We start from the raw sequence: 13,821 nt of genomic DNA, 5'->3' as shown, positions 1-13,821 counted from the left end.
GGGAGACCGCCGTCCGATGCCGGAAAATCCGCCGTCGCGGCCCTGCCGGGATGAGTATCGGGCCGCTTCGTCCTAGGGTGCGAGCCATGGCAGAGAGTGCAGCTCACCAGGGTGCTGCGGGGTGGGGTGATCACTCTGCCGCCGGCCCCGGCACCCCCGACCCGCGCCGATGGCAGGCGCTCACGGTGTGTCTGATCGCAGGGTTCATGACCCTGCTGGACGTATCCATCGTCAACGTCGCCCTGCCGTCGATCAGGGAAGGGCTCCACACCCCGGAGTCCGACCTGCAATGGGTCCTCTCCGGCTACGCACTCGCCTTCGGTCTGTTCCTGATCCCCGCCGGACGGCTCGGTGACGCGCGGGGGCGCCGCGTGGTGTTCATGGTCGGGCTGGCCCTCTTCACCCTGGCGTCGGCGGCCTGCGGAGCCTCCCAGTCCAGTCTCTGGCTGGTCGTCGCCCGGCTGGTCCAGGGCCTCGCCGGAGGCATGATCTCGCCGCAGATCTCCGCGCTGATCCAGCAGATGTTCTCCGGCCAGGAGCGTGGCCGGGCCTTCGGCATGTTCGGCACCGTGGTCGGCATCTCCACCGCCGTGGGCCCGCTGTCGGGCGGGCTGCTGATCCAGGCGGCCGGGGCCCAGGAGGGCTGGCGCTGGGTGTTCTACGTCAATCTGCCGCTCGGGGCCGTCTGCCTCCTCCTGGCCCGGCGGCTGCTCCCGGACACCCCCTCGGCCGGCCGGGTGCGACTGCGTGATCTGGACCCCCTCGGGGTCCTGTTGCTCGGCGCGGGCGTACTGGCGCTGCTGCTGCCGTTCGTCCAGGCACAGCAGTGGCCGGGCGACCGGAAATGGCTGCTGGTCCCGGTGGCCGCGGCGCTGCTCGCCGCCTTCATCGGCTGGGAGTCCCGGTGCGGCAGGCGCGGCACGCAACCCGTCGTCGACCTGTCGCTCTTCCGGGTCCGCTCCTACTGGCTCGGCTGCCTGCTGATCCTGCTGTACTTCTGCGGATTCACCGCGATCTTCTTCATCACCACGCTCTACCTGCAGAACGGACTGCACTACTCCGCCCTGCAGGCCGGGATCGCCATCACGCCCTTCGCGCTGGGCTCGGCCGTCGCGGCGGGCCCGGGCGGCCGGTGGGTCGGCCGGCTGGGACGGCCCCTCGTCGTGGCCGGGCTGATCACGGTGACCGTGGGGCTGGCGGGCACCGCGCTCGCCGTGCACCTGGTGCCGGGGCGGGGCGCGGGATGGGCGATGGCGGCCCCGCTGCTGCTGGCCGGCCTGGGCAGCGGCCTGGTCATCTCCCCGAACCAGGCGCTGACCCTGTCCGAAGTGCCGGTGGCCACGGCCGGGAGCGCCGGCGGCACCCTCCAGACCGGCCAGCGCGTCGGTTCGGCGATCGGGATCGCGGCGGTCGGCTCGGTGTTCTTCGCCCAGCTCGGCGGCGACGGGTGGGCCACCGCGTACGACCACGGACTGGTCGTCGCGGTCGCCTTCATCGTGGCCGCCCTGCTCATCGCACTGGCAGACGTGTTCGGGGAACGCCGGGGCAGGGGCCGTCCACAACGACACGTCCGCATTCCATCCGCAGGGAGAACGCCATGAAGGACGGCGAGCCGAGCGAAACCACCGGCACAGACACCCTCGGCACGGAGCCCGACATCGCGCCCGACGGCAACGCGACGTACGGGCACAAGGCATTCAAACGCTCCAGGAGCCACTTCGCGGACCGGATCACCGCCGACGGCCGCGACGGCTGGCCCATCGAGGCCGGCCGTTACCGGCTGGTCGTCAGCCGCGCCTGCCCGTGGGCGAGCCGCGCACTCGTGTCCCGGCGCCTCCTCGGACTGGAGGGAGCGCTCTCGCTGGCCGTCGCCGATCCGATCCAGGACGACCGCAGCTGGCGCTTCACCCTGGACGAGGGCGGCCGGGACCCGGTGCTCGGCATCAGGTACCTCAGCGAGGCGTACGACGCGCGGGAACGGGACTACCCCGGCGGCGTCAGCGTGCCCGCGATCGTCGACGTACCCAGCGGCAGACTCGTCACCAACGACTTCCAGCAGATCACGCTGGACTTCGCGACAGAGTGGACCGCGCTGCACAGGCAGGGCGCCCCCGATCTGTATCCCGAAGCCCTGCGCGACGAGATCGACGAGGTCATGGAGGGCGTCTACCGCGATGTGAACAACGGCGTGTACCGCGCGGGCTTCGCCGCGGAGCAGTCCGACTACGAAGCCGCGTACGAGGATGTGTTCCGCCGCCTGGACCTGGTGTCCGAGCGGCTCGCGGACCGGCGCTACCTCGTCGGCGAAACCCTCACCGAGGCGGACATCAGGCTGTTCACCACGCTGGTGCGCTTCGACGCCGTCTATCATGGACACTTCAAGTGTAACCGCTCGAAACTGGCCGAGGACCGGGTCCTGTGGGCGTACGCCAGGGACCTCTACCAGACCCCCGGATTCGGTGACACGGTCGACTTCCACCACATCAAGCAGCACTACTACCGGGTCCATACCGGCATCAACCCCACCGGCATCGTGCCCGTCGGCCCCGAGCTGTCCGGCTGGCTGACCCCGCATCACCGGGAGGAGCTGGGCGGCCGTCCGTTCGGCGACGGCACCCCGCCCGGGCCGGTGACGCCCGGCGAGGAGGTCCCGCCGTCGGGGCGTCCCTGAACCGGGCACCCGCGGCGGCTCCCGTCGAACCAGGGGGCAGGGCCCTGTCGAGTCGGCAGCGACCACGAGATATCTTGATGTCAAGCAATGTTGCAGACGTGGAGCGGAGCACAGGGTGACTGACTCGACCATCATCTATACACACACCGACGAGGCCCCGGCCCTGGCGACGTATTCGTTCTTGCCCGTCGTCCAGGCCTACGCCTCCACGGCCGGGGTCAATGTCGAGAGCCGTGACATCTCGCTGGCCGGGCGCATCATCGCCGGCTTCCCCGAGCGTCTCCAGGAGAGCCAGCGCATCGACGACGCGCTCGCCGAGCTCGGTGCGCTGGCCAAGACGCCCGAGGCCAACATCATCAAGCTGCCGAACATCTCGGCCTCGATCCCGCAGCTGAAGGCTGCCATCGCCGAGCTCCAGGCGCAGGGCTACGCGCTTCCGGACTACCCGGACGACCCGCAGACCGATGAGGACAAGGACGTCCGCGCGCGCTACGACAAGGTCAAGGGCAGCGCGGTGAACCCCGTGCTGCGCGAGGGCAACTCCGACCGCCGCGCCCCCGCCTCGGTCAAGAACTACGCCAAGACGCACCCGCACCGCATGGGCGCCTGGTCGGCCGACTCGAAGACGAACGTCGCGACCATGGGCGTCGACGACTTCCGCTCCACCGAAAAGTCCACGGTCATCGCCGAGGCCGGTTCGCTGCGCATCGAGCTCGCCGGTGACGACGGCAGCACCACCGTGCTCCGCGAGTCGGTGCCGGTGCTCGCGGGCGAGGTCGTCGACGCGGCGGTCATGCGCGTCGCGGCCCTGCGCGAGTTCTTCACCGCGCAGGTCGCCCGCGCCAAGGCCGAGGGCGTGCTGTTCTCCGTCCACCTCAAGGCCACCATGATGAAGGTCTCCGACCCGATCATCTTCGGCCACGTGGTCCGCGCCTTCTTCCCGAACACCTTCGCCAAGTACGGCGATGTGCTCGCCGCGGCCGGCCTCTCCCCGAACGACGGCCTCGGCGCCATCCTCACGGGCCTGAACTCCGTGCCCCAGGGCGCCGAGGTCAAGGCGTCCTTCGAGGCCGAGCTCGCCGAAGGCCCCGCGCTGGCCATGGTCGACTCCGACAAGGGCATCACCAACCTGCACGTACCTAGCGATGTCATCGTCGACGCCTCCATGCCGGCCATGATCCGCACCTCCGGTCACATGTGGGGCCCGGACGGCAAGGAGGCCGACACCCTCGCGGTGCTCCCCGACAGCAGCTACGCGGGTGTCTACCAGGTCGTCATCGACGACTGCCGCGCCAACGGCGCCTTCGACCCGTCGACCATGGGCTCCGTGCCGAACGTCGGTCTGATGGCGCAGAAGGCCGAGGAGTACGGCAGCCACGACAAGACCTTCGAGATCCCCACCACCGGTACGGTGCGGGTCGTCGACGGCAGCGGCAACGTCGTGCTGGAGCAGGCCGTGGGCGCCGGCGACATCTTCCGCATGTGCCAGGCCAAGGACCTGCCGATCCAGGACTGGGTCAAGCTCGCCGTCACCCGCGCCCGCGCCACGGGCGCCCCGGCCGTGTTCTGGCTCGACGAGGACCGCGCCCACGACGCGCAGCTGATCGCCAAGGTCAAGACGTACCTCGCCGACCACGACACCGACGGCCTGCAGATCGAGATCATGTCGCCGGAGAAGGCGACCGCGTTCTCGCTGGAGCGCATCCGCCGCGGCGAGGACACGATCTCCGTCACCGGCAACGTGCTGCGCGACTACCTGACCGACCTGTTCCCGATCCTCGAACTGGGCACGAGCGCGAAGATGCTCTCCGTCGTCCCGCTCATGAACGGCGGCGGCCTGTTCGAGACCGGCGCAGGCGGTTCCGCGCCCAAGCACGTCCAGCAGCTCGTCAAGGAGAACTACCTGCGCTGGGACAGCCTGGGCGAGTTCTTCGCGCTCGCTGCCAGCTTCGAGCACCTGGCGAAGACCACGGGCAACGCGCGTGCCCAGGTCCTCGCCGACACGCTCGACCGCGCGACCGGCACCTTCCTCAACGAGGACAAGTCGCCGAGCCGCAAGCTGGGCGGCATCGACAACCGCGGCAGCCACTTCTACCTGGCCCTCTACTGGGCCCAGGAGCTGGCGGCGCAGACCGACGACGCGCAGCTGGCGCAGGCGTTCGCCGGCCTGGCGAAGACGCTGAGTGAGCAGGAGCAGACCATCGTCGACGAGCTGATCGTGGTGCAGGGCTCGCCGGCCGACATCGGCGGCTACTACCAGCCCGACCCGGCCAAGGCGGCGGCCGTCATGCGTCCGTCGGCGACGTTCACCCAGGCCATCGCCGGCCTGCGCTGACAAGACCGGTACGGGAGTGGGGCGTCTGGGCGCCCCACCTCTCGCCCCTCGCTCCTTCCGCCCCGGTCGGCATCACGCCCGGCCGGGGCGGTCGCGTACGCAGCGGTTCGTTCTCCGAGTAATCGCGTACGACGAGCCGCCGCGCCGGTAGGTTCGAACGACCGGATCAACTGCTCGTCGAGAGGGGAGAGACCGTGCCGGCAGGCAAGAACGCGGTGGTCACCGGAGGATCGCGGGGTATCGGCCGCGCGATCGTCGAGCGCCTGTGCCGCGACGGGGCGCACGTCGTCTTCAACTACGCCACCAGCGACGACGCGGCCGAGGAGGTCGTCCGCACGGTGCGGGACAACGGCGGCACGGCCACGGCCATCCGTCTCGACCTCGCGGACCCGGACGGGGCCCGGCAGCTGATGGAAGCCGCCGAGGAGCGGCTGGACGGACTCGACATCCTGGTCAACAACGCCGCACTGTGCCTCCCCCCGTCCCTCATCGCGGACACCGACCCGGAGGTGTTCGACCGCGTGATGACGGTCAACACCAGAGCGGTCTTCATGACGATCCGCCACGCGGCGGTGCGGATGCGCGACGGCGGCCGCATCGTGAACATCTCCACCGCGAACACCGTGCGGCCGGGACCCGGCATCTCCGCGTACGCCGCCAGCAAGGGCGCCGTCGAACAGCTCACCGCCATCGCCGCCCACGAGCTCGGAGCACGCGGGATCACGGTCAACACCGTCTCGCCCGGCGCGACCGACACCGAGCTGCTGCGCGGCACCAACCAGCCGGAGGCGCTCGAAGCAGTCGCGGGCATGACCCCCCTCGGCCGACTGGGCGAACCCGCGGACGTGGCCGATGTGGTTGCCTTCCTGGTCGGCCACGACGGCCGGTGGATCACCGGCCAGAACGTACGCGCGACGGGCGGGCTGGCCTGAGATACGTCGGGGCGCCTGGACCGGTCACCGGTCCGGGCGTTCACCTTCGTACCTGGTAACAACGTTGCCCGGTACGACAGTTCGGGCTGCCCCGGAGCGCGCGCAGGCGAGCGGGGGCGTGCGGGGCGGAGGCCCGGACCGGAGGACGCCCTGACGAGTGAAAGTCACGTGACGGCGGGCGCAGGGCCGCACAGAGGGGCCCCGCGGCTGATTTGCTGCACCTGGAATCTGGCGTGACGCGCGCGGGAGCGGCCGGTCGGCCGGTGGAGGCGGTGCCCCTGGCGGGTGCGCGGTCCACTCGCGAATGACAATCGAAGGAGCGTCCCAGTGACGACGACGGGCACAACAGGGGCAGCCGACGAAGAAGAGACGTACGCGAACGAGATTCCGGTACGCGCCAAGCAACCGGGCAACGTCGTCATCAAGTGGCTGACCACCACGGACCACAAGACGATCGGCACGCTCTACCTCGTCACGTCATTCGCCTTCTTCGTCGTCGGTGGTGCGCTGGCCCTGGTCATGCGTGCGGAGCTGGCCCGTCCCGGGCTCCAGATCATTTCGAGCGAGCAGTTCAACCAGGCGTTCACGATCCACGGCACGATCATGCTGCTGATGTTCGCCACCCCCCTGTTCGCGGGCTTCACGAACTGGATCATGCCGCTCCAGATCGGTGCGCCCGATGTGGCGTTCCCGCGGCTGAACATGTTCGCGTACTGGGCGTACCTCTTCGGCTCGATCATCGTCGTGGCCGGCTTCCTCACCCCGCAGGGCGCGGCCGACTTCGGCTGGTTCGCCTACTCCCCGCTGACCGACGCGGTCCGCTCGCCAGGCATCGGCAGCGACATGTGGATCATGGGCCTGGCCTTCTCCGGCTTCGGTACGATCCTCGGTTCGGTCAACTTCATCACCACGATCATCTGCATGCGCGCCCCCGGCATGACGATGTTCCGCATGCCGATCTTCGTCTGGAACGTCCTGCTGACCGCCCTGCTCGTCCTACTGGCCTTCCCGGTCCTCGCCGCGGCCCTGCTGGTGCTGGAGGCCGACCGCAAGTTCGGTGCGCACGTCTTCGACCCGGCCAACGGCGGCGCGCTGCTCTGGCAGCACCTCTTCTGGTTCTTCGGCCACCCGGAGGTGTACATCATCGCCTTGCCGTTCTTCGGGATCGTCACCGAGATCCTTCCGGTCTTCAGCCGCAAGCCGGTCTTCGGCTATCTCGGTCTGATCGGGGCGACGATCTCCATCGCGGCCCTCTCGGCGACCGTGTGGGCGCACCACATGTTCGTCACCGGCGGTGTGCTGTTGCCGTTCTTCTCGTTCATGACCTTCCTCATCGCGGTACCGACCGGTGTGAAGTTCTTCAACTGGATCGGCACGATGTGGAAGGGGTCGCTGTCCTTCGAGACACCGATGCTCTGGTCGATCGGCTTCCTGGTCACCTTCCTCTTCGGTGGTCTGACCGGTGTGATCCTGGCGTCGCCCCCGCTGGACTTCCATGTCTCGGACTCGTACTTCGTCGTCGCGCACTTCCACTACGTCGTCTTCGGCACCGTGGTCTTCGCGATGTTCGCGGGATTCCACTTCTGGTGGCCGAAGTTCACGGGCAAGATGCTGGACGAGCGGCTCGGCAAGATCACGTTCTGGACGCTGTTCGTGGGCTTCCACGGCACGTTCCTGGTGCAGCACTGGCTCGGTGCCGAGGGCATGCCGCGCCGCTACGCGGACTACCTCGACGCCGACGGCTTCACCGCGCTGAACACGATTTCGACGATCTCCTCGTTCGTGCTCGGCCTGTCGATGCTGCCGTTCTTCTACAACGTGTGGAAGACCGCCAAGTACGGCAAGAAGATCGAGGTCGACGACCCGTGGGGCTACGGCCGTTCGCTGGAGTGGGCGACGTCCTGCCCGCCGCCGCGGCACAACTTCCTCACCCTGCCGCGGATCCGTTCCGAATCCCCGGCGTTCGACCTGCACCACCCCGCGGTACGGGCCCTCGACGAAGCCGTCCACCGTGACCAGCAGGCGTGAGCACAGCGGTACCCGGAGAGGAGGAGCGCGTGGACCCCGACAAGGACACCGCCCGCGGTCTGGCACAGCTGGAGGGCTACCTGCTGTGGAACGCCGAGGTCGAGGAGGCACGACGACGGGCGGGCCGCTTCACCGACGAGCTGCCCTGGCTCACCACGGCACAGCGCGAGGACGTGCAGCGGGTCTACACCGCGGACCACATCGCCGCGTCACGGGCCATGCTCTGCCGGATCTGTGCCCGCGCCGCCGAACTGCGCGATGAATACGAAGCGCGCTACCGCAGGCTGCGGGCGCGCTGTGTGGCCGTCGGCGTCGTGCTCGCCGGCGCGGTCGGCGGCACCTGTACTGCGGTCACTCTCCTGGTGCGCTGACCCCGGTGACATCGTCCGTCCGCCGTCCTCAGCAGGCGAAGTCGGACGCGGCTCGTGAAGATGAGAGAGGACGGGCGCGTGCGACGGGGCAGGCGAACGGACGACCGTGCAGGCCCGAGAAGGGACGAATACCGTGGCACGACCCAGGATTCTCGTTGTCGGCGCCGGATTCGCGGGGGTGGAATGCGTACGCCGCCTGGAGCGCGGCCTCATCCCCGGCGAGGCGGAGATCGCGCTCGTCGCCCCGTTCTCGTACCAGCTCTACTTGCCGCTGCTGCCCCAGGTGGCGGCGGGTGTGCTCACCCCGCAGTCGGTCGCGGTGTCACTGCGCCGCAGCCGCAAACACCGCACCCGGATCATCCCGGGCGGATCCATCGGAGTGGACCCCAAGGCGAAGATCTGCGTCATTCGCAAGATCACCGACGAGATCGTCTACGAGCCGTACGACTACCTCGTCCTCAGCCCCGGGAGCGTCACCCGTACCTTCGACATCCCCGGCCTGCTCGACCACGCCTGCGGCATGAAGACGCTCGCCGAGGCGGCGTACGTACGCGATCATGTGATCGCGCAACTCGACCTCGCGGACGCCAGCCACGACGAGAACGAGCGCGCCTCGCGCCTGCAGTTCGTGGTCGTCGGCGGTGGCTACGCCGGCACGGAGACGGCCGCGTGCCTGCAGCGCCTCACCACGAACGCGCTCACGCAGTACCCGCGGCTCGACCCGAAGCTGATCAAGTGGCATCTCATCGACATCGCCCCGAAACTGATGCCCGAACTCGGGGACAAGCTCGGCCGGAGCGCCCTGGAGGTGCTGCGCGGACGCGGCATCGACGTGTCGCTCGGGGTGTCCATCGCCGAGGCCGGACCGGAGAGGGTGACCTTCACCGACGGCCGGGTCGTGCCCTGCCGCACCCTGATCTGGACGGCGGGAGTCGCCGCGAGCCCGCTGGTCTCCACCTTCGACGCGGAGACGGTACGCGGCCGGCTGGCCGTGACGCCCGAGATGGTCCTGCCGGGCTTCGACGGCATCTTCGCGCTCGGTGACTGCGCGGCCGTACCGGACCTGAGCAAGGGCGGCGGCGCGGTCTGCCCGCCCACCGCGCAGCACGCCATGCGCCAGGGCCGCAGGCTCGCCGACAACCTCATCGCCACGCTGCGGCACCAGCCGCTCAAGCCGTACGTCCACAAGGACCTCGGCCTCGTCGTGGACCTCGGCGGCAAGGACGCGGTCTCCAAACCGATCGGCTTCGAAATGCATGGAGTCGCCGCCCAGGCCGTCGCCCGCGGCTACCACTGGTCGGCGCTGCGCACCAATGTGGCCAAGGTGCGGGTGATGACCAACTGGATGCTCAACGCCATCGCGGGCGACGACTTCGTACGCACCGGATTCCAGGACCGGAATCCGGCCAAGCTGCGTGACTTCGAGTACACGGACTCCTACCTCACCCCGGCACAGGTCCGCGAGCACACCGCCTCGCTGCACACCCGCACCTGACCCGAAACCGCTCGGCAGGACACGGCGTATGCCCTGGCCGAAGACATCGGAAACGGCCACCGGCTCCGGGCCGGGGCAGCAATGCGCGCACTTCCCGGCCGGCTGGATCAGCGGTTGCCCTCGTGCCCGGTCGTCAGCCCCGGGTCCAGTTCCGCCACCGGTTCCAGGATGTCGTCGATGCTCTTCAGCAGTTCCGCGTCGAGTGTCACACCCGCCGCTCCGACGTTCTCCGTCACCTGCTCGGGCCGGGAGGCGCCGATGATCGCGGCGGAGACGTTGGGGTTCTGCAGTACCCAGGCGACCGCGAGCTGGGCGAGACTCAGACCGGCCTGGTCGGCGAGCGGCCGCAGCTGCTGCACGCGCTCCAGCACGTCGTCGCGGAGCCAGCCGGCGACCATGTTCGCGCCGCCCTTGTCGTCCGTCGCCCGGGAGCCCGCCGGGAGCGGCGCGCCGGGCTTGTACTTGCCCGTGAGGGCGCCCTGCGCGACCGGCGACCAGACGATCTGACCGATGCCCAGCTCCTCCGACGCGGGCACCACTTCGCTCTCGATGACCCGCCACAGCGCCGAGTACTGCGGCTGGTTGGAGATCAGCGGGACGTGGAGCTCGCGGGCCAGTCCGTGGCCTTCCCGGAGCTGGTCGGCCGTCCATTCCGAAACGCCGATGTACAGGGCCTTGCCGGAGCGGACGACGTCGGCGAACGCCTCCATGGTCTCTTCCAGCGGCGTCGAGTGGTCGTAGCGGTGCGCCTGGTACAGGTCCACGTAGTCCGTCTGCAGGCGGCGCAGCGAGTTGTCGATGGACTCCATGATGTGCTTGCGGCCGAGCCCCCGGTCGTTGTGGCCGGGACCGGTCGGGAAGTACACCTTGGTGAACACCTCCAGTCCCTCGCGGCGCTCGTTCCTGAGCGCCCGGCCCAGGACGGCTTCGGCCCGCGTCTGCGCATAGACGTCCGCCGTGTCGAAAGTGGTGATCCCGGCGTCGAGCGCGGCACGGATACAGGCGACCGCCGCGTCCTCCTCCACCTGGGAGCCGTGGGTGAGCCAGTTTCCGTAGGCGATCTCACTGATGGTCAGGCCGCTGCGGCCGAGTCGGCGGAATTCCATCAGACTCCTTTCGAGGGGGACCACCGGCTTCAGCCGGTGGGTGGGGCGGGGGGAATCGAATCCGCGACCGTGCTGCGGAGCAGCGCGGAGTGGTCTTGAGCCTGACTTAACGTCATGTATGGTAGCATTTTGGTTGTGGCTAGAGGTGATCGCCGGGAGTCGCTGAATCTGCGTGTCCCCCCGGAGCTGAAGCGACAGGTCGAGGAGTACGCCGACGAGGCGGGCATCTCGATCAACGCTGCGGCGTGTGTTCTCCTCGCCGATGCCCTGCGTCATGAGCGGAGGCGCCAGAGGTGATCCGTACCTACAAGTTCCTTCTGCGCCCCACTGTCGGACAGGAAGCCGCGCTGCGGGCCATGCTCGCCGATCACTGCTCCCTGTACAACGGCGCGCTTCAGGAACGGCGGGACGCCTACCGGCACAGCTCGAAGACCGGCATCAAGTACGGGGACCAGTCGGCGCAGCTCAAGGAGATCCGGGCGTTCGACCCCGGGCGTCAGGGCCGCTGGTCCTTCTCTTCGCAGCAGGCCACGCTTCGGCGCCTGGACAAGGCATTCCAGGCGTTCTTCCGCCGCGTGAAGGCCGGTCTCACACCCGGATACCCCAGGTTCAAAGGCGTCGGCCACTTCGACACCGTCGTCTTCCCCAAGGACGGCGACGGCTGCCGGTGGGACTCCACCCCGCACGACCGTCAGACCCGTGTACGCCTGCAAGGCGTCGGACACGTCCGCGTGCACCAGCACCGGCTGGTCAAGGGCCGCGTGAAGACGATCAGCATCAAGCGGGAAGGCGACCGCTGGTACGTGGTCCTCTCGTGCGGCGGGGTGCCCGTCGAGCCGCTGTCGGCCACTGGTGCGGTCCTCGGTATCGACATGGGCGTCATCCACTTCCTGACCACCTCCGACGGCGAGCACATCACCAACCCCCGCTTCCTCGAAATGGCGGCCGGAGAACTGGCCGAGGCGCAACGGCACCTGGCGACGTTCCCCAAGCGCACCAAGCGGCGCACGAAGGCGCACCGAGCCGCCGCACGGAGGGTCGCCAAGATCCACGCGAAGATCCGGCGCCAGCGCCTGGACCACGCCCACAAGACCGCACGCACCCTCGTACGCGACCACGACACGATCGCGCATGAACGGCTGAACACCGTAGTCATGACCCGCACCCCCAAGCCGAAACCCGACCCCGAACAGCCCGGCGTCTTCCTCCCGAACCAGCGAGCCGCAAAGGCTGGACTGAATCGATCGATCCTCGACACGGGTTGGGGGGTGTTCCTCGCGATCCTCACCAACAAGGCTGAAAGCGCCGGTCGGACCGTCATCGCAGTGGCCCCCCGCAACACCTCCCGCACCTGCCCGTCCTGTGGGCATGTCGCCAAGGAGAACCGCGTCACCCAAGCGAAGTTCCAGTGCACGACATGCGGCTTCACCGCGAACGCGGACCACGTCGGCGCGCTGAACGTCCTCAACAGGGCCGGGCTGGCCCTCTGCGACGTGGCCTAGCCACCGACGCAGGAAGCCCGCGCGTTCACGCGTGGGTGGAGTCACGTGCCTGCTCTCCCTGTGCTCGTGGGCCACGGATCATGCGAGGGCGTCCAGGCTATTGCGTCGTCCGGCTAGGCTCGGACAGGCTCAGGCATCCGGGACGGTGCGGTGAACGTACGGAGGAAGGCCGCGTTGTCCGGAGTGCTCCGGATGCGGTCCAGGAGCGTGTGGAGCGCGGTCTGCGGATCCCTGGAGTGCAGCGCGTGCCGCAGTCCGCACACCACTCTCAACTCGGTTTCCGGGACGATGAGTTCCTCGCCCCGGTTGCCGGATGCCTGGATGTTCACGGCCGGACGGGTGCCGTCGAACCGTCGTCACCCGTCAGCCCGCGGGGCCTCCGCCGCCGAGGCCGTGCCCCGGAACGCGCCCAGGATCTGCTCGGCCGCCAGCGTGGCCGTCAACTCGCCGTCCCGTACCCGCTGTTCCAGCCCCGGGGCGAGCGTGCGCACTTCCGGATGGGCACGCAGACTCTCCAGCAGCTCGTCCCGCACCATCGTCCAGGTCCAGTCGACCTGCTGGGCACGCCGCTTCGCCGCGAGGCGCCCGGTCGATTCGAGCAGCGCACGGTGCTGCTCAAGCCGCTCCCACAGGGTGTCGAGGCCGGTCGATTCCCGGGCGCTGCAGGTGAGGACCGGGGGTGTCCACGCCGCGTCCACCGGGTGCATCAGCCGCAGCGCGCCCGCCAGTTCGCGTGCGGCCGCACGCGCGTCGCGCTCGTGCGGGCCGTCCGCCTTGTTGACGGCGATGGCGTCCGCCAACTCCAGGACGCCCTTCTTTATGCCCTGGAGCTGATCGCCGGTACGCGCCAGTGTCAGCAGCAGGAACGTGTCGACCATATTGGCGACCGCCGTCTCCGACTGGCCGACGCCGACCGTCTCCACCAGCACCACGTGGTATCCCGCGGCCTCCATCACCACGATGGACTCCCGGGTCGCCTTGGCGACCCCGCCGAGCGTCCCCGCGGTGGGGGAGGGGCGTACGAACGCCGCGGGGTCCACCGCGAGGCGCTCCATCCTGGTCTTGTCGCCCAGGATGGAGCCGCCGGTACGGCTGGAGGACGGATCGACGGCCAGCACCGCGACCCGGTGGCCGAGCCCGGTGAGCATCGTGCCGAGGGCGTCGATGAACGTGGACTTCCCGACCCCGGGCACGCCGCTGACGCCGATGCGCCGGGCCCGGCCGGAGTGCGGCAGCAGCTCGCGCAGCAACTCCTGGGCCAGCGCCCGGTGATCGGGACGGGTGGACTCGACGAGAGTGATGGCGCGCGCGATGTACGCCCGCTTTCCGTCGAGCACGCCCTTCGCGTAGCTGTCGATGTCGATCTTCGGAGCCATCGGTT

Annotated in this window: 12 protein-coding genes; 9 read left to right on the top strand and 3 right to left on the bottom strand. The window is 69.2% G+C overall.

The window, feature by feature from the left end:
- Positions 1-86: 86 nt before the first annotated feature.
- From OH735_RS01990 to OH735_RS01960, 7 genes are all read left to right on the top strand, one after another.
- Positions 87-1,601 carry an MFS transporter gene (locus OH735_RS01990; RefSeq protein ID WP_406378901.1) on the top strand — a complete coding sequence of 505 codons (1,515 nt, stop codon included), beginning with the start codon at positions 87-89 and terminating at the stop codon, positions 1,599-1,601.
- On the top strand, positions 1,598-2,671 hold the full coding sequence (locus tag OH735_RS01985; protein WP_406378899.1) for a glutathione S-transferase family protein: 1,074 nt from the start codon (positions 1,598-1,600) through the stop codon (positions 2,669-2,671). The genes OH735_RS01990 and OH735_RS01985 overlap by 4 nt, the downstream gene beginning before the upstream one ends.
- 115 nt (positions 2,672-2,786) lie before the next feature.
- Positions 2,787-5,006, top strand: a complete 2,220-nt coding sequence (locus tag OH735_RS01980; RefSeq protein ID WP_406378897.1) for an NADP-dependent isocitrate dehydrogenase — start codon at positions 2,787-2,789, stop codon at positions 5,004-5,006.
- 194 nt (positions 5,007-5,200) lie between these two features.
- Positions 5,201-5,938: a glucose 1-dehydrogenase gene (locus OH735_RS01975; RefSeq protein WP_406378896.1), complete on the top strand. Its 738-nt coding sequence runs from the start codon at positions 5,201-5,203 to the stop codon at positions 5,936-5,938.
- A 327-nt stretch (positions 5,939-6,265) separates the two neighbouring features.
- Positions 6,266-7,966 (top strand): cytochrome c oxidase subunit I, encoded by a 1,701-nt coding sequence (gene ctaD, locus OH735_RS01970; protein ID WP_406378894.1) that lies wholly within the window; start codon positions 6,266-6,268, stop codon positions 7,964-7,966.
- A gap of 29 nt (positions 7,967-7,995) precedes the next feature.
- Positions 7,996-8,337, top strand: coding sequence for a hypothetical protein (locus OH735_RS01965; RefSeq protein ID WP_406378892.1), 342 nt, complete (start codon positions 7,996-7,998; stop codon positions 8,335-8,337).
- Positions 8,338-8,470: 133 nt separating this feature from the next.
- Positions 8,471-9,832, top strand: a complete 1,362-nt coding sequence (locus tag OH735_RS01960) for an NAD(P)/FAD-dependent oxidoreductase (RefSeq protein WP_406378890.1) — start codon at positions 8,471-8,473, stop codon at positions 9,830-9,832.
- Positions 9,833-9,939: 107 nt separating this feature from the next.
- On the opposite strand, the gene OH735_RS01955 is transcribed toward OH735_RS01960, so the two are convergent.
- Positions 9,940-10,938, bottom strand: a complete 999-nt coding sequence (locus tag OH735_RS01955) for an aldo/keto reductase family protein (protein WP_406378888.1) — start codon at positions 10,936-10,938, stop codon at positions 9,940-9,942.
- 135 nt (positions 10,939-11,073) lie between these two features.
- On the opposite strand from OH735_RS01955, the gene OH735_RS01950 reads away from it, so the two are divergent.
- Positions 11,074-11,235 (top strand): toxin-antitoxin system HicB family antitoxin, encoded by a 162-nt coding sequence (locus OH735_RS01950; protein ID WP_406378886.1) that lies wholly within the window; start codon positions 11,074-11,076, stop codon positions 11,233-11,235.
- Positions 11,232-12,440 (top strand): RNA-guided endonuclease InsQ/TnpB family protein, encoded by a 1,209-nt coding sequence (locus OH735_RS01945; protein ID WP_406378884.1) that lies wholly within the window; start codon positions 11,232-11,234, stop codon positions 12,438-12,440. Before OH735_RS01950 ends, OH735_RS01945 begins: the two co-directional genes overlap by 4 nt.
- Positions 12,441-12,553: 113 nt before the next feature.
- Here OH735_RS01945 and OH735_RS01940 read toward each other — a convergent pair whose 3' ends face one another.
- A complete protein-coding gene (locus OH735_RS01940) occupies positions 12,554-12,769 on the bottom strand; it encodes a hypothetical protein (RefSeq protein WP_406378883.1) in 216 nt (71 codons plus the stop codon).
- Between the two features lie 27 nt (positions 12,770-12,796).
- A complete protein-coding gene (gene meaB / locus OH735_RS01935) occupies positions 12,797-13,816 on the bottom strand; it encodes a methylmalonyl Co-A mutase-associated GTPase MeaB (RefSeq protein ID WP_406378881.1) in 1,020 nt (339 codons plus the stop codon).
- Between the last annotated feature and the right edge of the window lie 5 nt (positions 13,817-13,821).

Source organism: Streptomyces sp. NBC_01618, assembly GCF_045209435.1.
Classification (GTDB): Bacteria; Actinomycetota; Actinomycetes; order Streptomycetales; family Streptomycetaceae; genus Streptomyces.
This window is presented reverse-complemented; position numbering and strand designations above follow the sequence as displayed.

Excerpts from the sequence above, each read along its gene's own strand:
- OH735_RS01990 (WP_406378901.1), top strand. The coding sequence starts at position 87 with ATGGCAGAGAGTGCAGCTCACCAGGGTGCTGCGGGGTGGGGTGATCAC.
- OH735_RS01985 (WP_406378899.1), top strand. The coding sequence starts at position 1,598 with ATGAAGGACGGCGAGCCGAGCGAAACCACCGGCACAGACACCCTCGGC.
- OH735_RS01955 (WP_406378888.1), bottom strand. The coding sequence starts at position 10,938 with ATGGAATTCCGCCGACTCGGCCGCAGCGGCCTGACCATCAGTGAGATC.
- meaB (WP_406378881.1), bottom strand. The coding sequence starts at position 13,816 with ATGGCTCCGAAGATCGACATCGACAGCTACGCGAAGGGCGTGCTCGAC.